16 protein-coding genes and 1 pseudogene are annotated in these 22,981 nt (G+C 40.8%); 16 read left to right on the forward strand and 1 reads right to left on the reverse strand.

Going from position 1 to position 22,981, the window contains the following annotated elements:
- The first annotated feature begins 791 nt into the window (after positions 1-791).
- The 16 genes and pseudogenes from rpsB to rnhB form a co-directional block, all read left to right on the forward strand.
- Positions 792-1,550 carry a 30S ribosomal protein S2 gene (rpsB, locus tag MXE38_RS00955; protein WP_246910127.1) on the forward strand — a complete coding sequence of 253 codons (759 nt, stop codon included), beginning with the start codon at positions 792-794 and terminating at the stop codon, positions 1,548-1,550.
- 399 nt (positions 1,551-1,949) lie between these two features.
- On the forward strand, positions 1,950-2,834 hold the full coding sequence (gene tsf, locus MXE38_RS00960; RefSeq protein ID WP_246910131.1) for a translation elongation factor Ts: 885 nt from the start codon (positions 1,950-1,952) through the stop codon (positions 2,832-2,834).
- Between the two features lie 14 nt (positions 2,835-2,848).
- Complete coding sequence (pyrH, locus tag MXE38_RS00965; RefSeq protein ID WP_246910134.1) at positions 2,849-3,568, forward strand: UMP kinase; 720 nt, start codon at positions 2,849-2,851, stop codon at positions 3,566-3,568.
- A 15-nt stretch (positions 3,569-3,583) separates the two neighbouring features.
- Complete coding sequence (frr, locus tag MXE38_RS00970) at positions 3,584-4,141, forward strand: ribosome recycling factor (protein WP_246910137.1); 558 nt, start codon at positions 3,584-3,586, stop codon at positions 4,139-4,141.
- A 15-nt stretch (positions 4,142-4,156) separates the two neighbouring features.
- Complete coding sequence (gene uppS, locus MXE38_RS00975; protein WP_246910140.1) at positions 4,157-4,897, forward strand: polyprenyl diphosphate synthase; 741 nt, start codon at positions 4,157-4,159, stop codon at positions 4,895-4,897.
- Positions 4,898-5,238: 341 nt separating this feature from the next.
- The gene (locus MXE38_RS00980; RefSeq protein ID WP_246910142.1) at positions 5,239-6,099 is read left to right on the forward strand and encodes a phosphatidate cytidylyltransferase; all 861 of its coding nucleotides are present in this window, start codon (positions 5,239-5,241) and stop codon (positions 6,097-6,099) included.
- Entirely contained in the window at positions 6,099-7,331 is a 1,233-nt protein-coding gene (ispC, locus tag MXE38_RS00985; RefSeq protein ID WP_246910144.1) for a 1-deoxy-D-xylulose-5-phosphate reductoisomerase, read from the forward strand. The genes MXE38_RS00980 and ispC overlap by 1 nt, the downstream gene beginning before the upstream one ends.
- 358 nt (positions 7,332-7,689) lie before the next feature.
- A complete protein-coding gene (locus MXE38_RS00990) occupies positions 7,690-9,246 on the forward strand; it encodes an ABC transporter substrate-binding protein (RefSeq protein ID WP_246910146.1) in 1,557 nt (518 codons plus the stop codon).
- A 350-nt stretch (positions 9,247-9,596) separates the two neighbouring features.
- Positions 9,597-11,021 (forward strand): RIP metalloprotease RseP, encoded by a 1,425-nt coding sequence (gene rseP / locus MXE38_RS00995; RefSeq protein WP_246910148.1) that lies wholly within the window; start codon positions 9,597-9,599, stop codon positions 11,019-11,021.
- Positions 11,022-11,279: 258 nt separating this feature from the next.
- A complete protein-coding gene (gene bamA / locus MXE38_RS01000) occupies positions 11,280-13,685 on the forward strand; it encodes an outer membrane protein assembly factor BamA (RefSeq protein WP_246910149.1) in 2,406 nt (801 codons plus the stop codon).
- Positions 13,686-13,734: 49 nt separating this feature from the next.
- Positions 13,735-14,262: an OmpH family outer membrane protein gene (locus MXE38_RS01005; protein ID WP_246910151.1), complete on the forward strand. Its 528-nt coding sequence runs from the start codon at positions 13,735-13,737 to the stop codon at positions 14,260-14,262.
- Between the two features lie 163 nt (positions 14,263-14,425).
- Positions 14,426-15,451, forward strand: a complete 1,026-nt coding sequence (lpxD, locus tag MXE38_RS01010) for a UDP-3-O-(3-hydroxymyristoyl)glucosamine N-acyltransferase (RefSeq protein ID WP_246910154.1) — start codon at positions 14,426-14,428, stop codon at positions 15,449-15,451.
- 242 nt (positions 15,452-15,693) lie between these two features.
- Positions 15,694-16,170 carry a 3-hydroxyacyl-ACP dehydratase FabZ gene (fabZ, locus tag MXE38_RS01015; RefSeq protein ID WP_348647347.1) on the forward strand — a complete coding sequence of 159 codons (477 nt, stop codon included), beginning with the start codon at positions 15,694-15,696 and terminating at the stop codon, positions 16,168-16,170.
- A gap of 75 nt (positions 16,171-16,245) precedes the next feature.
- Positions 16,246-17,127 (forward strand): acyl-ACP--UDP-N-acetylglucosamine O-acyltransferase, encoded by an 882-nt coding sequence (lpxA, locus tag MXE38_RS01020; RefSeq protein WP_246910157.1) that lies wholly within the window; start codon positions 16,246-16,248, stop codon positions 17,125-17,127.
- A 214-nt stretch (positions 17,128-17,341) separates the two neighbouring features.
- Positions 17,342-19,342, forward strand: coding sequence for a lipid-A-disaccharide synthase (gene lpxB / locus MXE38_RS01025; protein WP_246910160.1), 2,001 nt, complete (start codon positions 17,342-17,344; stop codon positions 19,340-19,342).
- Positions 19,343-21,197: 1,855 nt separating this feature from the next.
- Positions 21,198-21,806 (forward strand): annotated as a pseudogene (rnhB, locus tag MXE38_RS01030) (ribonuclease HII); the annotation flags it as partial.
- Positions 21,807-22,169: 363 nt separating this feature from the next.
- Here rnhB and MXE38_RS01035 read toward each other — a convergent pair.
- Positions 22,170-22,981: hypothetical protein (locus MXE38_RS01035; protein ID WP_246910161.1), on the reverse strand; the 812-nt coding region annotated here is incomplete at its 5' end.

Consider the following 22,981-nt stretch of genomic DNA (forward strand, 5'->3'; position numbering starts at 1 on the left):
TTAGGTAGTCTGGTGGTCTTGTAAGTGCGGCTTTTATATGCTGGTTTTAAGAGTGGAGCGGATGTTGGCACCAAGGTGATTTATTTGGTAAAAAAGAGCTAAGAAAAATCGAAAAATATGCTAAAAATTTTTTTTAGCCTATGCTAAAATAGCTTGCCTTTTGCTGCAAAGGTCACATTTTGTGAATTTTGTACGAGAAATCGGAATGAAACCTGTTAGGAGATGCAATTGCCAGCAGGTGGGGTTTGCAAGAGGCGGAAGAATTTTTTTAAACCTCTTTTGTATTACACACACTGTTCTAAAACGCTCTATCAGGGTGCTAGGTGTTAGAAAAGTTGGTTAGCTTGCATCGACATTCAACCATAGTTTTATGTTAGTGCTTAAGCATCAAACTCTCGCCATGATTTAAAGCTCTTGACCATAGCTTGGGCCTGAGTAAATGGCATAAGGCTTTTGACAAAGCAGAAAAGATAACAATAGGTAACCTAAGTTATTCTTACTAACTGCCAATAGCTTTAATAAGAGACCATACTTAAAAAATTGGAAACACGCTATCGAGTGTAAGACCTGGCTTATAAAGTTAAAAGTTAGGCTGAGGGATAGCAACAAAAGGATTTTATTCAAGTTCTAAATAGCAATCATTAGTCTTTGCTATGGATACCATAGACAAAGAGAACACAAGTTTATTGATTGCCCTGTTAGAAGAGTAAAGATTCTAGGAAGTTTTCAAGCGCTTAGTTTGAAGAGTGGACAGTGGAGGCATAACCCAATTTATTTTATAGGATTATTTCATGTCTACTATTTCGATGCGCGATATGTTACAGGCTGGTGTTCACTTCGGTCACCAAACCCGCTACTGGAACCCAAAGATGAAGCAATACATCTTCGGTGCTCGTAATGGCGTACATATCATCAACCTCGATAAGACTGTTAAGTGCTACGAAGAAGCTTTAAATTTCTTAAGCTCCACTGTTGCTCACAAGGGTAAGATCTTATTCGTAGGCACCAAGCGTGCTGCTGCTGACAAGGTTAGCGCTGCTGCTAAGGCTTGCGATCAATACTACGTTGATCACCGTTGGTTAGGTGGCATGCTCACCAACTGGAAGACTGTTCGTCAGTCCATCAAGCGCTTAAAGGAGCTTGAGATCCAGGCTACCGATGGCACCTTTGAGAAGCTCACCAAGAAGGAAGCTTTATTACGTTCCCGCGAGCTCGAGAAGTTAAACCGTTCTTTAGGCGGTATTAAGGATATGGGCGGTCTTCCAGATGCCTTATTCGTAATCGACGCTGAAGTTGAGCACATCGCTATTAAGGAAGCTAACAACTTAGGTATCGAAGTTGTTGCAGTAGTTGACACCAACTCTAACCCAGATGGCGTTCAGTACGTAATTCCTGGTAACGACGACGCAATCCGCGCTATCGACTTATACTTAAAGGGCGCTGTTGAGACCATCAACGCAGCTCGTGCTGAGATGAACCGTGCTGAGGCTGAGCAACCAGTTGAGGCTGAGGTTAAGGCTGAAGAGGCTGCTGCTACTGCAGAGGCTTAATTAGTCCTAAGCACGTAATTTACGTGCTATCTCATATTAAGAGATAAAACTCTTATACCTTATAGCAAGCAACTTACAGGCATAAAACCTATATGTTGCTTGCTTTAGTCTCTAGAACAAGAAGACACGCTCATAATAGAGCATTGTACTTATCCCTATAAAAATCGACAGCAAGCTAAAATAGCTTGAAGCTTTAGATCCCATCTTTGTTCTCACAACTATTTTTCACAGTACTCCTTTTAAAATAGTTAAAATTATAAATAGTCTCATCTAAACATAATCAAAGACAGGTTTTTAAAGTAATATAGTAGGTTAATATTCTAGAGCTGCTAACAGGTTCTATTTACCAGTATCAGGCAGGAATATCCTGCCTTTTATAAATTAGTTGAGGAAATAATAATGGCTAACGTAACCGCTGCCCTTGTTAAAGAGTTACGCGACATTACTGGCGCAGGCATGATGGATTGTAAGAAGGCTTTAGTTGCTACCGATGGCAACATTGAGGCTGCAATCGAAGAGATGCGTAAGTCTGGTGCTTTAAAGGCTGCTAAGAAGGCTACTCGCACCGCCGCTGAGGGTATCATTGCTACCGCTCACGAGGGTAATGAGGTTGTTTTAGTTGAGGTAAACTCCGAGACCGATTTCGCTGCTAAGAATGCTGAATTTGTCGAGTTTGCTAACAAGGTTGCCCAAATCGCTTTAGCTGCTAAGACCGATGACGTAGAGGCTTTAAAGGCTGTTAAGTACGACGACAATCAGACCGTTGGTGAGGCTTTAACTGCTTTAGTTGCTAAGATCGGTGAGAACTTAGGCATTCGCCGTATCTTCCGTGTTTCTGGTGATAACTTAGGTATCTACGTTCACTCCAACAAGCGTATTGGTGTAGTTGCTGTATTAGAAGGCGGCGACGAAGAGACTGCTAAGCACGTTGCAATGCACATCTGTGCTTCCAAGCCAGACTTTGTAAACCCAGAGGACGTTTCTGCTGAGGTTGTTGAGAAGGAGCGTCAGATTCAGATCGAGATCGCTGTTAACTCTGGCAAGCCAAAAGAGATCGCCGAGAAGATGGTTGAAGGCCGTATGAAGAAGTTCACTGGTGAAGTTTCTTTAACTGGTCAGCCATTTGTTATGGATCCAAGCATCAGTGTTGGCGAGATGTTAAAGCAGCACGGTGCTACCGCTAAGTCCTTCATCCGTGTTGAGGTTGGTGAGGGTATCGAGAAGAAGAACGACGACTTCGCTGCTGAAGTTCAAGCTCAAATCGCTGCTGCATCCAACAAGTAATAAAGGCAAATTAAATGACTTCGTCACTAAAATCTTCTCGTCGAATTTTAATTAAGCTTTCTGGTGAGGCTTTAGGTGGTGCTACTCAATTCGGTATTGAGCCAGAAATCTTAGCTAACATGGCTAAGAGCATCATCGAAATTAAGAATCAGGGTGTTCAAGTAGCTTTAGTTATTGGTGGCGGTAATATTTTCCGTGGCGCTGCTTTGCAAAAGGCAGGCATGGATCGTACCGTAGGCGACCATATGGGTATGCTTGCAACTGTTATTAATGGCTTAGCAATGCGTGACGAATTAATTCGTCAGGGCACTCCATGCGTTTTAATGTCAGCTCAAGGTATTGCTTCTATTACTGAGCAATATCAAGCCCAGAAAGGACGTGAAATTTTAGAGCAAGGTTCAGTAGTAATTTGCGCTGGTGGTACAGGTTCACCTTTCTTTACCACTGATACAGCAGCAGTCTTACGTGCTGTAGAATTGCACTGCGACGAAGTTTTAAAGGGCACCAAGGTGGATGGCGTATATAGCGCTGATCCAATGAAAGATCCAACTGCACAGCTTTATAAGACCTTAACTTATAAAGAGGTTCTTGCCAAAGAGCTTCAAGTTATGGACTTAACTGCTTTTGCTTTGGCTCGTGATCATAATATGAAGATTCGTGTCTTCTCTATGACCAAAGATGGTGCTCTTTTAAATGCCGCAACAGGAGGGGATGAGGGTACACTCATCTCTTAGTTAAGGAGATATTTTATGGTTAATGACGTTAAAAACGATGCTCAAGAGCGCATGAAGAAGGCCGTGGAGAGCTTAAGCAGCCGCTTAAACAAGATCCGTACTGGTCGTGCTCAACCTGGCATTTTAGATGGCATCATGGTTGATTACTATGGTAGCCCAACTCCTTTACGTCAGGTAGCTCAAGTAAACGTTGAAGATGCTCGTACCTTAAAACTCACCGTATTTGATCGTAATGCTATCAAGGACGTTGAGAAGGCAATCCAAAAGTCTGAGCTCGGTTTAAACCCAGTAGTTGCTGGTGTTGATATCCGTGTTCCACTTCCTCCATTAACCGAGGAGCGTCGTAAGGACTTAGTTAAGATTGTTCGTGGTGAAGTTGAGCAGTCTCGTGTAGAGATTCGTAACGTTCGTCGTGATGCCAATCAATCCTTAAAGAATTTGCAAAAGGACAAGTCTATCTCTGAAGACGAGATGAAGGCTGGCGAAGAGCAGATTCAAAAACTGACTGATGCTGCTATTAAGCAGTGTGAGGCTGTTTTAGCTGATAAAGAAAAAGAGTTAATGGAAATCTAATTAACTCCTATAGCGATGCAAAATTTACTACATCCTGGCGAGGTAAGTGTGCCTCGCCATCTTGCTATTATCATGGACGGCAACGGACGTTGGGCTAAAAAGCGTGGCATGATGCGACTTATGGGACATCGCCAAGGAGCTAAAGCTGTAACACGTACTGTTGAATTTTGTGCGTCTCATGGTGTATCAATTCTTACTTTATTTGCCTTTTCATCAGAAAACTGGAAGCGCCCTCCTGAAGAAGTATCAGGTCTAATGGATCTCTTTGCATCTGTGCTAAAAAGCGAAAGAGACCGTCTCCATAAGAACAATATTAAAGTTAAATTTATCGGTGATTTAAGCCGTTTTTCCGACAAATTAAAAAATGCCATTGCATCATTAGAGCAGCTAACTGAGCACAATAGTGCCATGATTCTCAATATTGCTATTAATTATGGTGGCCGTTGGGATATTATGCAGGCTGCTAAGAGCTTAGTATCTGATGCTTTAGCAAACAACATTGCACTAGAAGACATTAATGAACAAAGCATTCAACAGCGTTTAGCTGTAATTGAAGATGTTGATTTGTTAGTGCGTACTGGTGGTGAAAGTCGTATTAGTAATTTCTTGCTCTATCAATGTGCTTATAGTGAGTTTTATGTGTGTGATGCACTATGGCCTGATTTTGATGAGGAGCAAATACAATTAGCCTTCACTTACTTTAATTCTCGAGAGCGTCGTTTTGGTATGACCTCGGAACAAATTGCAAAAAAGTAAAAGCTATGTGGGCATATCATTTTTGTTCTTGTTTGAGACAAGATTTTCCTATACTTTTTTAGATAAGCTGTCTTAGAGACTATAAGACAGCTTATTTTTTTATACAGTGCTAAAATATTAGGCAATTGTTAGCCCCAAATCACAATATATTTACCTAAACAGGTTAATAAGTTGTTCTCATTGCTAGCTATTTGTTAAGCTATTCATTTGCTTTTTCTTTGTGTCATAGGCTTGATATAAGAACATCATGCCTTATGTCAGATCTTATCTAAGATTTCTCATACTTTAATGAAATCTTGCCAGTTAATGCGCTTGTTTTTGGATAAAAGGAGCTCTTTGTTATGGGCGTTAGAATTGCCACAGGATCAGTCTTAATTGCTTTAGTGGTGTTGTGGTTGTTTTTTGCAGACTATGCCATTTTTACTATTGGTGCTCTCTTTATTTATATGGTCGCAGCCTATGAAATGGGCCCTTTATTAAAGTTTAAGAGCCGTATTCCATTTTTGGTAGTCGCAGCTATTGCATCAACAGTAATGTTTGCTATTGCCCCTCCTGGAAACTATATCGAGCAAGGTGTTCCACTTTATATGAAGTATTTAGTGGTAGCTGCTTTACCTTTCTGGTTTATCTCCATATTTTTAGTTAAAAGTTACCCTAATAATGCTCAATGGCATAACAATAAGGTTATCAATGTTATTGTTGGTTTGTTAATGCTTGTACCTTTCTTACAAGGTTTATTGATCTTAAGAGCAACTAACTTTGCTCAAAACTACAATGAAGGTGCCTATTTAGTTCTTTGTGTCATGGCTTTGGTATGGGCTGCTGACTCTGGTGCTTATTTTACTGGCCGTAGCATTGGTAAAACCAAATTAATGCCAGAAGTAAGTCCTAAAAAGACTTATGAGGGCATGTATGGCGGTATCGTGCTAGCCATTGTTGTTATGTATTTAGCTAAGCACTATAACTTTTACTCTGTATTTGCTCAGGATGAATTAGGCTTTTTAGTGGCTGCTTTTGGTGCCATTATTTTCTCAGTCTTTGGTGATCTTATGGAGAGTATGTTAAAGCGCTTAGTAGGAATCAAAGACTCAGGTAAGATTTTCCCTGGCCATGGTGGCATGCTAGATCGTATTGATTCTCAGTTAGCGGCTGTTCCAGTATTTATGGGCTTATATTGGCTAGTAAGTGGAGAGCTGTTCTAATGTTTGATGCTAATGAAAAATCACTTAAAAAGGTTACCTTATTAGGTGCTACTGGTTCTATTGGTGATGCTAGTTGCTCTTTATTACGCCTTCATAAAGATCAATATGAGGTTCATGGCTTAGCTGCTGCTACTAATGCTCATAAAATGTACGATCTCATTTGTGAGTTTCAGCCAAAAAGAGTGGCTCTATTTGATGAGCATGCCGCTAAAGAGCTCAAGGACATTTTAAATAATGGTCAGAGTGCTTTAGCTAGTAAGGTTGAAGTGCTCTCAGGTGAGCAGGGTGTAATTGAACTCTCTGGTGATGGTCAGGCTGATATGGTCATTGGCGCTATTGTAGGTGCTGCTGGCTTAAAGCCATTACTAGCCGCTATTAAGACAGGTTGTCGTATTTGCTTGGCCAATAAAGAGGCCCTAGTCATGTCAGGTCAATTATTCTTTGATATGGCTAAGCGCTATGGGGCTCAAGTGTTACCTGTAGACAGTGAGCATAGTGCTATTTTCCAATGCCTTCCTGCCTCTGAGCAGCTTAAGATGGGTTCTTGTGACTTAGCAGCTGTAGGCGTAAGAGAGATTTTATTAACAGGATCAGGTGGCCCTTTTAGAGATTGCCAATTATCTGAGCTTGATAAGGTTACTCCTGCTATGGCCATTAATCATCCTGTATGGTCAATGGGCCCTAAAATCTCAGTAGATTCAGCTACTATGATGAATAAGGCTTTAGAGTACATTGAAGCTCGTTATTTGTTTAATGCCTCTAAAGAGCAAGTAAAAGTTATTATCCATCCACAATCAGTAATTCATTCCATGGTTTCATATGTGGATGGCGCTATTATGGCTCAAATTGGCCAGCCTGATATGAAGACTCCTATTGCTCTTGCCATGTCATATCCACAAAGAATGACTGCTGGTGTAGAAGCTTTAGACTTTACCAAAATTAGCGCTTTGACTTTTAGAGAGCCACAAAAAGATCGTTATCCATGTTTATTTTTAGGCATGGAGGCAAGTCTTTGTGGTCAGGCTATGACTACTGCGCTTAATGCCGCCAATGAGGTAGCTGTGGCATCATTCTTAAATGAGAGCCTTCCTTTTGTTGGTATTGCCAAAGTAGTAGATCACGTACTTAATTCTATTAGTGGCTCTAGTGCCTACGAATTAGAGGAAATTCTAGCCATTGATGCTCAGGCTCGCACCTTGGCTCAAAACTTTGTTGCCTCTTTCAAATCGTAGTCATCCTACTAACTTCAATGAAAAAAGAGAGCTCAAGATAGCTCTCTTTTTTTACGTCCATCAATATCGATATGCGTCTATATTTTTTCAATATATTTTGGCTTTAAGGTTCAATTATATTTTGGGAATGTGATCGGCGCTGGCCCTTAGCAAATTAAATCTTGCACATTATGGCTACTTTGCTAATAATGAGCACCACTTTTATATGTACCTGAGTGATTGGCTTAATTTCCCTCAATAATGATTAAGGTACAACTTTGTAATTTTTTTTGCTCTAAATTAAAAAGTACCTAAGAGAAAAGTATTTTTTCATTTGTAGCAAATTTTTTGTGTTCACAACTAAAAGGAAACTCATACTATGCGATTAAGCAAGTGCAAGACTTTGCTTGCTGCTGCCTTAGCAGTGACCATTTCTATGAGCTGTATTAGCTCTGCTAACGCCGCTTTGTCCCGTAAAGCTGAAGATAATTTATTCTTTGCCTCATCTACTGAGCCTTTAGGTTTAGATCCTGCTTTAGTTGATGATATGGACTCTGGCAACTTAATTGTAGGTATGTATGAGTCTTTATTACGCTTTAAGCATGGTTCTACTGAGGTTGAGCCTTGTTTGGCAGAAAGCTGGACTATTAGCGATGATGGTTTAGTTTATACCTTTAAGCTCCGTCAGGGCGTTAAGTTCCACGATGGTACTCCTTTTAACGCTGATGCTGTAAAGTTCAACTTCGATCGTCAGAGCCCAGAGAACTTAGTACCTAAGATGTCTTATGCTCCTTTTGTTTTTGGTGATGTAGCTAAGACTGAGGTTTTAGATGAGTACACTGTACAGGTAACTTTAAAGCAGAGACAAACTCCATTCTTACGCAACATGGCTATGACCTATGCTGCTCCAATTGCCTCTCCAACTGCTTTAAAGAAATTTAATAACAACCTCATGGAGAACCCATGTGGTACTGGCCCATACAAGTTTGTTGCTTGGGATAAGGGTCAGCAAATTATTATGACCACCAATGAAGATTACTGGGGTCAAAAGCCTGCTGTACAGAACGTAATTTACCGTATTATGAAGGACACCTCCGCTCGTGTAGTTGCTCTTAACAACGGTGAAGTAGACGTAATCAACGGTGTTGATGCTAACGTAGTAGATGAGCTCAAGAAGGGTGGCTCTGAGATTTACATGCGTGACGGTATGAGCACTAACTACATGTTCTACAACACTCGTGAGGGCTATGTAACTGCCGATCCTGAGGTTCGTAAAGCTATTTCTCAGGCTATCAATGTTCCTGAGTTAGTAAATACCTTATACAAGGGCTACTCTGACTATGCCAAGACTTATTTCCCTGACTTAATGGCTGGTAACAACGATAAGATTGCCATTTCTGAGTACAACCCAGAAGAAGCTAAGAAGGTATTAGAGCAAAAGGGTGTTAAGACCTTAAAGATCATTACCTATACTAATGCTCGTCCATCCAACACTGCTGGTGGTTTAGTATTAGCTGAGGCTATTCAAGCTTACTTAGCCAAGGTGGGTGTAAAGGCTGAAATTAATGCTTTAGATTGGAATACTTACCGTGCCAAGACCTTAACTGATGCTTGGGATATGGGCTTTACTGCTTGGGGTAGTGATAATGGTGATGCTGATAACTTCATCAACATCTTAGCTACCAACGACCCAATTGTTAACCAAGGTTTATGGTTAGATCCAGAGTTTATTGAGTGCATCAAGGATGGCTTAAAAACTCCAGATGGTGCTGAGCGTGTAGCTATTTACCAAAAGGCAGAAGAGTTAATTGCTCAAAAGGCTCCAATTTTACCAATCTCTCACGCCAAAGAGCTTATGGCTCACAGCCCTAAGGTTAAGGGTGAGTTAATTCATATGAGCGTTGTTCGCTTTGTGAATATGAGCAAGTCCAAGTAATTTAAAGCTTTAGCTTAATTTTATAAAAACGTCCTAAAGGATATTAATCTTTTAGGGCGTTTTTTTATTTGAGCGCTAGCAAAAGCCCATGCTCGCTGGCCTTGATGGTGTACGCAAGCTAGCGCAAGCTTGCGTCTGCTGGTGCGCTTGGCGCAAGCCAAGCTAGCGCAGGCGCTAGGGGCATGACGGTGGCGTGCCCTGAAATTACTCATAAGGTTAACTATGATCTTATCTAGTTAAGATTTTGCTAATATATGGCACTTCTATAGATTTGTAGTGAACCTTTTTTAATGAAATTGGTCTAAAATTAGCAATTTGTTTTTTATTTGGTAATTTAATGAGGATGTAAAATGACTTCGGCCTTGTGGAATTTGCTCTTTTTTGCCTTAGCCTTAGGGTTATTGGTAGTTATTCACGAGGGAGGTCACTATCTGGCAGCCAAGTTTTGTAAAGTTAAAGTTTATCGCTTTTCCATTGGTTTTGGCCCTGTGATTTATCGTCGCACTATGAAAGATGGTGCTGAGTTTGCCTTATCTTTAATCCCTATGGGTGGATATGTAAAAATGAAGGGCGAAAATGGCGATGAGGAAGAGGAACAAGGCAGCGCTAAAGGCAGCGCCAAAGACAGCCCTCATGAGATTGAAACTGATTTTGCCCATATTGTTTCTAGTAACGCCAAGGACTCTTTTAGTGATAAAACAGTAGGACAAAGAGCTTTAATCGTTGCTGCTGGCCCTATTTCTAATATTATTTTGGCTATGGTTTTATACACCATAATGAATATGGTTGGTGTAGCCAATATTATTCCTGTAGTTTCAGAGATTGAGCCAGGTAGTATTGCCTATAATGCCCAGTTAAAAGATAAAGATTTAATTAAAGAGGTCGATGGCTCAACCATCTATGGTTGGGGAGACTTCGTTACCGAAGTAATCGCTGATGTTGGTGGCCAAATCGAATTAACAGTAGTTGAGGATATGGGTAAGGGCGCTGAGCGTAAGGTCGTTTTAGATCTGAGCACTTTACATGTTGATCCAAGGCAAGATGTGCTAGAAAGCCTAGGTTTTGCTCCGCTCTTAGGAAAGTATGATGAAGCTTTAAGCTTTGTTGAAAAAGGATCGGTAGCAGATCTAGCTGGTATTAGAGTTGGTGACAAAGTTGTTGCCATTAATGGGGTGCCAACTCCTGCCTGGCCTGACGTAGTAAGAGCTATCAAACTTAATGGTGAAAAGACTATGCTCTTTGAGTATCAAAGAGATGGTGTGATCCATCAAGCTAAGATAACTCCTATTATGAAATATAATAAGCAAAAGCAAAAATACACCCCTAATATAGGTATAGGTATTGCCGTATTTAAAATAGATGAGGTAGTCACATTTACTCATTATGGGCCTATTGATGCTGTGGTTAAGGCCTCGCAAGACACCTTGCGTATGAGTGTCATGATCTTAGAGATTGCTAAGAAAATGATCTCTGGTGCGCTTGGTACAGAAAATATTGCAGGTCCAATTTCTATTGCTAAAGGTGCAGGCCATTCTGCTGATATAGGCTTTTCTGCATTTTTATGGTTCTTAGCTACTTTGTCTATTAACTTAGGTGTGGTTAACTTATTACCTATTCCTGTATTAGATGGTGGACAGCTTATATATTTGGCTTATGAGAAAATTACAGGCCGTCGCCCTAACGAGCGAGTACAAAGAGTATTGACCGCTATCGGTCTTACCATATTGATATCACTGACAATGTTAGCTATTTTTAACGATTTAGCCGCTCTTTAGGTTAAAATAGTGAATTTGCTATGAGTTGTCGGCTGGTTTTAAGGTTTGGCAATTAGCAATGATAAGGCTCGTGCCTGATGCGAGCGCTTGTCACTTTGGTATATTCATTGATGTATTACACTATTAAAACTTAGTTTGCTTAGTGTGATACGCATTAAAACGATCGGGTGTTAAACTCGTTTAATTTTTGGGTTCAAGATGTCGACAAATAAGAAGTACATAAAAGGATCTCTTTTAAGTGGACTTGCTTTAGCCGTAATGACGGTTTTTAGCTCATCTGCTTATGCAGCACCACAAAACACCCTTGCTACTAACTCTTTAGCCAACGCCTCACAGTTCAATGGCGTAGTAGTACAGGATATTAGAGTTCGTGGTCTCAATCGTGTTAGCTTGGGTGCAGTACTTTTAGCTCTTCCTATTCGCCAAGGTGATGTATTAACCAAGGATAAAGTATCTTTGGCCATGAAGCGCTTATACGCCACAGGCAACTTCTCTGATGTGTCATTAGGCTTAGAGGGCGATCGCTTAGTTGTTAATGTAACTGAGCTGCCAACTATTGGCTCTATTACTTTTGCTGGCAATGAGCAAATTCAAGAAGAGGCCTTACGTAATGTAATTGAGCAACAAGGATTACGTCCAGGTGAGCCAATTAATGTTCAAACATTACGTCAAATTGAGCAAAGCTTATTAGACTTCTATCACTCTGCTGGTATGTATCAGGCTGAAATTAAGCCTGTGCTTACTTATTTGCCTCGTAACCGTGTCGAAATTAAGATTCAATTCTATGAGGGCAAGCCAGCTTCTATTGATCAAATCAATATTGTTGGTAACAAGGCTTTTAGCGAAGATGAATTAGTTGCCCAATTAGAGTTACGTGATGATGTTCCTTGGTGGAATGTTATTTCCAACTCACGTTATGACGCTCAAAAATTCTCTGGCGACTTAGAAACCTTACGTTCTTACTACTTAGATCGTGGTTATGTACGTTTCAATATTGACTCTACCCAAGTTTCTATTACTCCAGATAAGAAGAGCCTTTATTTAACAATCGCAGTTACTGAGGGCGATAAGTACACTATTGGTAATTGCACCTTACAAGGTGATACCCTTAAGTACGGCTCACAAATGAAAGAGTTAATCACTCTTGAAAAAGGCAGCACTTATTCTGCTCGTGAAGTTACCTTAACTGAGAAGATGTTAACTAACTACTTAGGTAAGTTTGGTTATGCTTACTCTAAGGTAGTAGCTGTACCTGAGTATGATGAGACTAATAAAGTTGTAAATCTTAACTTTATGGTTGAGCCTGGCCAGCGTGTTTATGTAACTAATGTAAATATCACTGGTAATACTCAAACTGATGACACTGTAATTCGTCGTGAAATCAATCAGATGGATCAGACTTGGCTTTCTAATGAGGCTGTAGAGGCTTCTAAGGCCCGTTTAAATCGTACTGGTTATTTCGAGACTGCTGATATTAAGACCAAGCGTGTTGGTGCTAACGGTGATACTGTAGCTTTAGACGTAACCGTAAAAGAGCAGCCAACTGGTAGTATCCAAGGTGGTATTGGTTACGGTACCTCCTCAGGCTTTATGCTTCAGGCTGGTATTTCCCAGTCCAACGTATTTGGTTGGGGTTCTAGTGCCAATGTTAGTGCTTACCAAAACGATTATCGTGAGCACGTCGAGCTTGGCTATACCGACAATTACTGGTCTATTGATCAAATCTCTATGGGTGGTCGTGTTTATTATGACAACTTCCATGGTGATGATGCTGATGTGGTTTCTTATGACAATCAAACCATTGGTTTAGATATCAGCACTGGTTATCCAATTTCTGATAATGTATATGTCACCTATACCTTAGGCGCACAAATGCTTGATATTAAGTCTAATAAGATCTTCTTACAAGCAGCTGACTTCTGGCGCACCTATGGCGAGGGTGGTCTATCCAATGACTTTGTAAACTATACCTTCAGAGTTAACGTAAATCGCAATAATCTTGACCGCAGCGTATTCCCAACCTCTGGTTCAAGACAAAATGCTTCTTTATTTACCACTATTCCTAAGGGCTCTGATTTACAGTACTACAAGATTGATCTTCAGACCTTCCACTACTTCCCTCTAAATGACAATCGCGATTTCATTTTTGCTATTAGAGGTCGTGGTGCTTATGGTAATGGTTATGGTACTGTGGATGGCTTAAAGCAGAAGCTACCATTCTTTGATAACTTCTACTTAGGTGGCGATCAATGGTTACGTGGTTTCGAGCGTAACAGTATCGGTCCTCGTGCACTATATCCTGCTGAGGGCGGTAAACTTACCATTGATGATGACGATAATTTAGGTGGTAATGCTTTATGGGCTGTTTCTGCTGAAATTATTGTTCCAACCCCATTCATCTCTGAGATTTACAAGAGCCAGGTTCGTACCAGCTTATTCTTAGATGCAGGTTCCTTATGGGATACTAACGCCTCTGATTACACTGCTGGTTACTCCAACGCTCCTGATTACTCAGACCCAATGAATTACAGTGCAGCCGCTGGTGTTTCTGTAACTTGGATGTCTCCAGTAGGCCCATTATCATTTAGCTTTGCTCGTCCTGTTAAGGAGCAAGAAGGCGATGATAGCCAGGTATTTAGTTTCGACATTGGTGGTCGTTTCTAAAAAGTATTTAGGATTAGTCAAAGATTTTTTAGTACTAAAACGGAAAATTATGATGTTTAAGAAAATTTTATTAGCCTCAGCTTTAAGTGTTGCTTTATTAGGTGCTACTCAGACTGCTGCTATTGCTGCACCAGCTGCCAAGAGCCCAACCATCGCCGTAATTAATCTTCCTTTAATTATGAGCGAAATCCCTCAGGCTAAGGCTGTAGAGGAGGCCTTATCTAAGGAGTTCTCCGCTCGTGAAAAAGAGCTTCAAGATATGCAGCAAAAGGGCACTAAGTTAGGTCAGGAAATCAACTCTGGTAAGTACAAGGGCAATGATCTTGTTTCCAAGCAACGTGAAATTGCTCAACTTCAAGCTGACTTCCAACTTAAGGCCCGTGCTCTTCAAGAAGATCAGCAAAAGCGTATCCAAGAGGAAAATCGTAAGTTAGCTGTGAGCGTTCAAATTGCTATTGATGACATTGCTAAAGAGCGTGGCATTGACTTAGTATTACGTGGTGAAGGCATTGCTTACACTATCGAAGCTTTAGATATCTCTCAGGATATTATCAAGCGCGTATCTGCTAAGAAGTAATTTTGTAAATCATTCTCTTTAGTGGTTAAAGAGAATGATATTAAGATCAAACACTAAGTTAACTTTATTAGTTTTTCTAAGCTACCTTGGTTAGGAAATTTTTATCTTATTAGTCCTATCATGGTAGCTTTTTTGTTGGTTGAACTTGAAGGAGGGTAGACCCATGTTAGTTAAGGACATAGCCGCACAGCTAAATGCCGAATTTATTGGTGATGGACAGGTCGATATCGTAAAAGTAGCCAACTTAAAGACTGCTAAGGCTGGTCAGATTAGCTTTTTATCTGATGATAAGTATCGCTGCGTGCTAGATGAGACCAATGCTAGCTGTGTCATGATTAAGCCTGAGTTTAAAGAGCATGTTAAGTGCAGTGCCATTATTTTAGCTGATCCTTATTTAGGCTTTGCTCGTGTAGCTCAAATGCTCGATACCACTCCTGCTATTGCTACAGGCATTCATCCTACAGCCTATGTGGCCCCTGGTGTAACCTTAGGAGAAAATGTTGCTCTTGGTGCTCATGTAGTAATTGAAGAGGGTGCAGTAATTGGGGATCATGTACAAATTGGTGCTAATTGTGTAATTGGCCCTAAGGCCAAGATTGGTGCTCATACTAAGCTCTATCCTTTAGTAAGCCTTTATCACGATTGTGAGATTGGCTCTAACTGCTTAGTACAATCAGGTACAGTAATTGGTTCTGATGGCTTTGGTTATGCCAATAATAAAGGACAATGGGTTAAAATTCCGCAAACTGGCCGTGTGGTTATTGGTGACTTTGTCGAAATTGGCGCTAATACCTGTATTGATCGTGGTGCCTTAGACGACACTATTATCGAGTCTAATGTAATTATTGATAACCTTTGTCAAATTGCTCACAATGTAAAGATTGGCTATGGTACAGCTGTAGCTGGTGGTACTACCTTTGCAGGTTCTGTAACTATTGGTAAATACTGTATTATCGGTGGCACCTCAGTATTTAATGGCCATATTTCTATTGCAGATCAAGTAACCATTTCAGGTATGTGTATGGTTATGCGCTCAATTAAGGAGCGTGGAGCTATTTACTCCTCAGGCATTCCTGCTCAAACTAATAGTGAGTGGCGTCGTACTGCCTCCCGTGTGCTCCATATTAATGATATGTATCGCAAACTAATGGAGCTGGAAAAGGAAGTTAAAAGCTTAAAAGGTAATTAAAAACGCTTCTTGGCGTTAATTAGCGCTCTATTTTAATTTTTTGTAGTCAAAAAATGGTATGATATGAGCGCTAAATTGGCTAATAAATCATGTTCTTTATTTGCAAAGAGCAAATGAATCGACATTTTAAATTTAGCAAGAAGCTATCAGCTAATTGGCAGTATGCATTAGCCTTGTAATAAAAGTTTATGTATAGTGCCAACTAGCTGGTGAAATTGTGGTGACTATCAAGGTGGAATCAAGTGACATCTAGTAACGAGAATACTCAAAAGAAGACCTTAAATGTTGAAGAGATCATGGAGCTCTTGCCTCATCGTTATCCGTTCTTAATGATCGATAAGGTCGTTGACTACTCCATTACTGAGGAGCACAAGACCCTTAAGGCCATCAAGAATGTAACTTTTAATGAGCCTTATTTCCAAGGTCACTTCCCTGGTAAGCCAATTTTCCCAGGTGTTCTTATTTTAGAAGCTATGGCTCAAGCCACTGGCGTGTTAGCTTTTACCATGGTAGGTAAGCCAGAGCCTGGTGAACTTTACTATTTTGCCAGCGTTGATAATGCCCGTTTTAGAAGACCAGTTGTACCTGGTGATCAGTTAGTTCTTGATGTTGAGTTCTTCAAGGAAAAGCGTGGTATTGCCAGCTTCAAGGGTGTAGCAACCGTTGATGGCGAGGTTGTTTGCTCTGCTGATTTAATGTGCGCTAAAGTACGCAGCTAAAGATTGATTGCAGCACAAAACTAAAAGATAGCAGCTTATTGCTGCCTAGCATTTAGCTTTACAAGGGGATGTCTGATGGCTAATAGCGAAGCTTCTAGTGCTCATAAAGGAGAGGAGTTAACTGGCTCCAAAGCATATCCGCTTGTCCATACTTTTGAAGGACAGAGCACAATCTCATCTACTGCTAAGATTGCCCCAAGTGCGATTTTACGTGGCAAGGTAGTCATTGGAGATGATGTCATTATTAAAGATAATGTCATTATCGAAGGTGAGGTAACCATTGGCTCTGGATGTGTTATTGAGCCTTTTTGTGTGATCCGTGGCCCTAGCGTTATCGGATCCAATAACCACTTTTATCAGTTTTGCTCTATAGGTGAAGCTAACCAAGATCTTAAATATAAGGGTGAAGCAACCAAGCTCTTAATTGGAGATGATAATACCTTCCGTGAGCACTGTACTGTGCACAGAGGTACTGTCCAAGGTTTAAGCGAAACCAAAATTGGTAGTCGCAACCTCTTCATGGTTAATGCTCACGTAGCTCATGATTGTATTATTGGTAATAATTGTATTTTTGCTAATAACGCAACTTTAGCAGGGCATGTGGTCATTGGTGACTATGTAATTTTTGGCGGCTTATCTGCTATTCACCAATTTGGTAGAGTAGGCTCTCACGCTTTTGTAGCTGGTATGGCTGCTTTAAATATGGACGTTCCTCCATATGTTATGGCAGCAGGTCACTATGCCAAGCCTTTTGGTATTAATAAGGTAGGACTAGCTCGTAGAGGTTTTTCTGAGAGTACTATTAGTGCTATTAAGAAAGCCTATATGATTATCTACCATAAGCATTTAACTATTGAGGAAGCTATTCCTAAGTTAGAAGAGCTTGCTCAAAGTGAGGGTGCTGTTACTCCTTTATTAGACTTCATTAAAGAAAATGGACGCGGAATTGTGCGCTAAATTTTCTATTGCTTAATTGAAAATAAGAGGCTCCTAGCTAACATGCTCTTATTAGAGTTTAGTCAGGAGCTTTTTTATTTGTCTAAAGAAAACTTATATTTAAAAAAATATGATGTTAGCTAAGATTTAACTAAGCACAATAAGCTACTATCTAAAAATATTACAATTTGTTAAATTGTGGCAAACTTTAATTTTAATTGTAGGTCTGAATTGAATGTCTGAAGTTAATTGCAACCCTCACCTTTATGCCATCATCGCAGGTGAAGTATCTGGAGATACCTTAGGTGCTGGCTTAATGAAGGCAATTTTGCGTCATGATCCTGAGGCTAAATTTATTGGCATTGGTGGTCAAAAGATGATCCAATGCGGTATGGTTTCAGCATTCAATATGGAAGAGCTTTCGGTAATGGGCATCTTTGAGGTGGCAGCTCATGCTATTCCTATTTTAAAGATCCGCTCTGCCATTACTAAATTGCTCTTAAAAGAACGCCCTTGCATTATGATTGGCATTGACTCTCCAGACTTTAATTTGTCGGTTGAGCATGCTTTGAAAAAGGCGGGCATTAAGACTGTTCACTATGTGTCACCATCAGTATGGGCCTGGCGTGAAAAACGTATTGTTAAAATTAAAGCCTCTTGCGATGAGATCTTAGCTTTATTGCCTTTTGAAAAGGAATTTTATGATCGCCATGATATGCCTTGTACTTATGTAGGTCATACTTTGGCTAATTCTATTCCTGTCAAAATAGATCAATCTTTAGCACGTGAGCGTAGTGGTCTTTATAAAAATTGCGTAGATGGTGTACCTGGTAAAGTGTTAGCCATCTTGCCAGGCTCTCGTCGTGGCATTATCAAGCGCATGTTGCCTATCTATGCCTTAAGCGCTGCTTTACTCCATGAGAAAATTAAAGATTTAAGCTTTATTAGCGTCGCTCCTAATCGTGATATTGCCTTATTGATTAAAGATATTTGGTTAGAGTATTGCCCTCAATTATCTTTAACTGTCTTTGTAGGAGACAGCCAAGATGTGATTGCCTCAGCCGATGCCTGTTTATTAACCTGTGGCACTATTGCTTTTGAAGCTATGTTATTAAAGTGCCCTATGGTAGTAGCCTATAAGGTATCTCGCCTGAGCGCTGCAATAGCTCGCCGTTTGTTAAAAGTTAACATGTACTCTTTACCTAATCTCTTGGCTAAAAGAGAAATTGTTAAAGAGTTAATCCAAGAGGATTGCACTCCTATTAAATTAGCTCATGAATGTATTCGTCTGTTAACCTCAGACAACTTATTAATGAAAAAAGAGTTTACTACCATTCATGAGTCTATTAAGACCAATACTGATGAGCTTGCAGCACGTGCTGTTATGCGCTTAGTTGCTCAAGAACAGCAGCAATTATCCTTAGGCCTTAAAGATGAACTTGGCAAGCTTACTGCCGAAGAACAAGCTTTAGATAAGCTCTCCTTAGTTAATTACGCTAAAAAGCCAAAAGAGCTCGCCCTTCAAAACGAAGATCAGGCAAAGTCTAACCAAGCCGCAGCTGCTCAAGACCAAGCAGCCACAGCTGACCCAGCTGCCTCAGCTGGCGCTGATTCTGCTGAGGCAGCCGCTGCTAGCGCAGCAGATGCTGTTACAGCTGTATCATCTGCGGACACTGCTGATGCTTTAGTAGGCTCAAATACCGATCTCAATGATGGGGTTGATACTAACTCCAATCAAAGTGCATCAGGTAAAAGTAAAAGAGCTAAGCGTAAAAGTAAAAGCAAGAGCAAGAGCAAGGCCGATAGCAATGCTAAAGAAACTGAGGCTACAGCTAATAGCACCACTTTAGCTGCCAGCGATTTAAGCTCTAACGACGTTAATCCAAGCTCACTGTCCATTAGTTTGGAGGTGGCACAAAATGCAGCAGGATATCGTAACTTCTTAGACAAAACCAAGAGCGCAAGCGCAGCTGCCAGCGCCAGCGCAGGCCCTAATGCCAGCGTAACATCCAGCGCCAACGATAGCTCCAGCGCCAGTCAGGAGCTGGGACTGCCAAGCGTCAATGATGCAGAGGTGCCTTTAAAGAATGGCCTAGACGATAAGACAGTTAAAAAGTTGGAAAAAGAGGCTAAAGAAGAAGCTGGCTTATCCTTAAGTGAAGTGCTATCCATGCCGAATAAAAGTGCTCGCAGTAAAAATCGCGATATAGTTAAGCGAGTAACCCAAAGAATTTAATTAAGATACAGCCCCTTGTTAAGGGGCTGTATGCTTACTACCCAATAGTAAAGGTGAGCTTAGGAGCAACCAAATGGCCAAAGTACCAGCTAAAGAACCATCTCTTAATGATGCATTACAAGGCGATTTATTTGCTAATGCTCTTACAGGCACTCCTACTAAAGATCTGAAAGATATCCTGTCAGATGGCGATAACGCTAAGGCAAACACCAAGCTAAAGACCAAAGCCAAAGCCAAAGCCAAAGCTAAAGCTAAGGCCAGCGCTAAAGATAAAAGCACAGCCTCTGCTCCTGTTCACTCTCAATCTCAGGATAAATCCCAAGCTACTGGCAATAGCCATAACAAAGCTCAGGCTAAGATAGAAGCTAAAGCCGATACTAAAGCAGACTCCAAGTCTAAGGCTAAAAATAAGGATGATGCCAAGGGTGAAGCCAAGGCTAAAGCTAAATTAAAGGCTAAGCACCAGGGCCAATCCCTTGCTAGTGGTAAAGATGATGGCAAGAGCAATGAAGTGCTTTTAGATCCAAGCTTAGAGCTGATAAATAATTCAGCTCAGAGCTCTAATGCTACAGCTCCTGCTCGTACTAAGGTAAAAGCTAACAAGCATGCTCACCATGCCAATAAGAGCCAAGATAAAGAGCTCGTTTTAGGCTCTAACTCTAACGAGCTAAGCAATAGCGTAAACATGGGCTTGCTAACAGATACAGAGCAGACTTTATTGTCCCCACTGTTTAGTGATGTGCTCTCAGAGCAAAATATATTAGAGGAAAGTAAAGACTCCTTACTTACCCCTCATATGTCATCCTTATTAGAAGGGCAAGAATTAGAAGGGCAAGCACTTGAGTCTGAGCTAAAGATAGTAAGCTGCACTGAGGTTAATAGCTCTGCTAGCGCTAGCGCCAGCGCCAGTTATAGCGCCAGCGCTAACACTAGTGACAGTGACAGTGATAGCACTAGTGCTAGCTCCAGTGAGAGTGCTCAGAGCCAGAGTGATGCCTCTAATAGTGATACAAGCCATAGCGATACTAAGGGCAAGAGCAATGAAAGTGTGAAGATAGAGCTTGGTTTGGGAGCTTTAGGATCCTTAGGGGCTAACCTTCCTGATAGTGGTGAGTTTGAGCTTAAAGTACAAACTTTACAGGAACTGGAGGCTTTAGATAAAGCATCAGGCCAAGATAAAGCTGATACTGAGGACAATAATGCCAAGCAAGGAAGCTTATTCTTAGAGGGCTATGTTGTCGGTCAGGGTGGTTTGTTTGATGATGTTAACGATGAGGTTGTTAATAATAACGACGACATTGAGCTGGTATATGTTCCTTTAAAAGAGGTATCTTTACAGGAAAAATTTAGTGATGTGCTTGCTCCATCAGAAAACTTGCCAGAGCTAGGAGAGGATGAGTCCGACTCTGATGTTGATATTTATGCCCCACAAGAGCCAGCCTTTAATTTTTTTGAGCCATCACTAGACTCCTTGCAAGCAAGTCAATTCCCATCTTTAGGCGCTGAGGCTAGCACCCATACGAGCGCAGGTGGCAGTGCTAGCAGCGCTAGTGCTAGCACTGGAGCTAACGCTGAGGTTAAAGCTATGGGTGAGGGTGAAGCGGTGATTATTAATCATGAAGTAGAGAGTGATAGCACTATGGCAACTAAATCTCAGGATGATACTAAGGTTAAAGCTACAGCTACAAGAAAGGCTAGGGCGGGCGCTAAAAGCAGAGTAAAAGCTGACTCTAAGGATGGAACTGGCGCTGGTGCTGATTTAGTCACTCAGGTGGGAGCTGACGCTGGCGCTGATGCGGAGGCTGGTGCAGGTGCAGGTGCGGGTGCTAAGACAAGCGCCAAAGCCAAAGCTAAAGTGGTTTATGAGCCATATGAGTATCCTATTGACCCTAAAGTTTATGCTGTATGTGGCATTGATGAGGCTGGACGTGGCCCGTTGATGGGTGATGTGGTGGCTGCTTGTGTAATCTTAGATCATAACCATATGATTGAGGGCTTGAATGATAGTAAGAAGCTTACGGAAAAAGCTCGTGATGCCTTGGCTCCTATCATTAAAGAGCAGGCCATAGCTTATGGTATTGGCCGTGCCTCTCCTCAAGAAATCGATAGTTTGAATATCCTAAATGCTACTTTCTTGGCTATGCGTCGTGCTTTTGATGCTATGCAAAAGTCTTGTAATTTAGCTTTAATCGATGGCAATAAAATACCTAAGACCTTTAGTGATATTCCTATGGTTATGGAGGCTGTGGTTAAAGGTGATGCTAGAGTGGCTGAAATTAGTGCTGCGTCTATTTTGGCTAAAACCACCCGTGATGCTGACTGCTATGAGTTAGATAAGCTCTATCCAGAGTATGGCTTTGCCAGACACAAAGGTTATCCAACTAAAGACCACCTTGAGGCCTTAGCTAAACTACCAATATTGCCTTGCTATCGCAAAAGTTATGGCCCTGTGAAAAAACTCTTGGCTGGCAGTCAAGATGAGGTAGAGACTATCAGTCCTAATGTGCAAAAGCGCTTAGAAACAGCAAAAGATACCAAACAAAAGAAATTGGATGAGTTGCTAACAGAGAATACCTTAATATCCCTTGATGATTTTGCTTAAGTCTGGGGATTCGTTGGCTGACACCTCCCATGGGCAAGCCCATGGGGTTCCATATACAAACTTCCCTTAAAGAGAAAAACATCTATTTTTATAGATGGCTTTGACTAAAAGTAGTCGCTTGTTTTAGGTAACTTCTTATCCTTGCGGATGACTTTCTTGCGAAAGCAATTGGTGAGGAATGTCATTCTCACCAAAACTTGTTATTAATTGAAAGTGATATCAAAGTTAAATACCACTATTAAACACATTGATTTTATGTGCCTTGATATAAGCAATTAAATCTTGCTCATTCTTCAGAAATCGTGCAAATTCGGATTTACACTTATCTTTATCAATAGCCTTACTATCAAAACTATAGCAATATAGTAAAAATGATGAGTAGCAATCTCTTTGAACTACTGTTCCATCAGACAAAGTAATCATACGATCAGACAGCTTTCTTTTAGTGTATGTATCAGCTGTATGATCATACTGGCTAGCTCGATAGTTTCTAGGTACAATGATAAACTGGCCACCAGTATTAAGAAACTTTTGCTGAGCATGAGCCCAAACATATCCCATACAATACTTGTAAATCGAGCGACCAAATCTTTTCATTAACTTGACCCTATATTCACCAATAAGTGAATAGTTGAAATCTTGTTTATCAAAAGATTGAATTGTAATCACAGACTGAGCTTGATTAGAGCCGTTTGAATTGCTCTTAATAGCAGATGATTGCTGTTGAGCATTAGACTGAGCTCCATTAGTATTTAGCTCCACTGTACAGCTTGTATTGCTGTTAGCTTGAGCTTGATTAGAGCCGTTTGAATTGCTCTTAATAGCAGATGACTGCTGTTGAGCATTAGACTGAGCTCCATTAGTATTTAGGGCCACCGCACAGCTTGTATTGCTGTTAGCTTGAGCTTGGTTAGAGCCGTTTGAATTGCTCTTAATAGCAGATGACTGCTGTTGAGCATTAGACTGAGCTCCATTAGTATTTAGGGCCACCGCACAGCTTGTATTGCTGTTAGCTTGAGCTTGGTTAGAGCCGTTTG

The organism is Anaerobiospirillum sp. NML120448, from assembly GCF_023050945.1.
GTDB lineage: Bacteria > Pseudomonadota > Gammaproteobacteria > Enterobacterales > Succinivibrionaceae > Anaerobiospirillum.

What these genes read in the sequence shown, in the direction of transcription:
- frr (WP_246910137.1), top strand. Translation starts at nt 3,584, where the DNA reads ATGGTTAATGACGTTAAAAACGATGCTCAAGAGCGCATGAAGAAGGCC.
- lpxA (WP_246910157.1), top strand. Translation starts at nt 16,246, where the DNA reads ATGGCTAATAGCGAAGCTTCTAGTGCTCATAAAGGAGAGGAGTTAACT.
- MXE38_RS00980 (WP_246910142.1), top strand. Translation starts at nt 5,239, where the DNA reads ATGGGCGTTAGAATTGCCACAGGATCAGTCTTAATTGCTTTAGTGGTG.
- MXE38_RS00990 (WP_246910146.1), top strand. Translation starts at nt 7,690, where the DNA reads ATGCGATTAAGCAAGTGCAAGACTTTGCTTGCTGCTGCCTTAGCAGTG.
- lpxD (WP_246910154.1), top strand. Translation starts at nt 14,426, where the DNA reads ATGTTAGTTAAGGACATAGCCGCACAGCTAAATGCCGAATTTATTGGT.
- tsf (WP_246910131.1), top strand. Translation starts at nt 1,950, where the DNA reads ATGGCTAACGTAACCGCTGCCCTTGTTAAAGAGTTACGCGACATTACT.
- bamA (WP_246910149.1), top strand. Translation starts at nt 11,280, where the DNA reads ATGACGGTTTTTAGCTCATCTGCTTATGCAGCACCACAAAACACCCTT.
- ispC (WP_246910144.1), top strand. Translation starts at nt 6,099, where the DNA reads ATGTTTGATGCTAATGAAAAATCACTTAAAAAGGTTACCTTATTAGGT.
- uppS (WP_246910140.1), top strand. Translation starts at nt 4,157, where the DNA reads ATGCAAAATTTACTACATCCTGGCGAGGTAAGTGTGCCTCGCCATCTT.
- rseP (WP_246910148.1), top strand. Translation starts at nt 9,597, where the DNA reads ATGACTTCGGCCTTGTGGAATTTGCTCTTTTTTGCCTTAGCCTTAGGG.
- MXE38_RS01005 (WP_246910151.1), top strand. Translation starts at nt 13,735, where the DNA reads ATGATGTTTAAGAAAATTTTATTAGCCTCAGCTTTAAGTGTTGCTTTA.
- lpxB (WP_246910160.1), top strand. Translation starts at nt 17,342, where the DNA reads ATGTCTGAAGTTAATTGCAACCCTCACCTTTATGCCATCATCGCAGGT.
- pyrH (WP_246910134.1), top strand. Translation starts at nt 2,849, where the DNA reads ATGACTTCGTCACTAAAATCTTCTCGTCGAATTTTAATTAAGCTTTCT.
- rpsB (WP_246910127.1), top strand. Translation starts at nt 792, where the DNA reads ATGTCTACTATTTCGATGCGCGATATGTTACAGGCTGGTGTTCACTTC.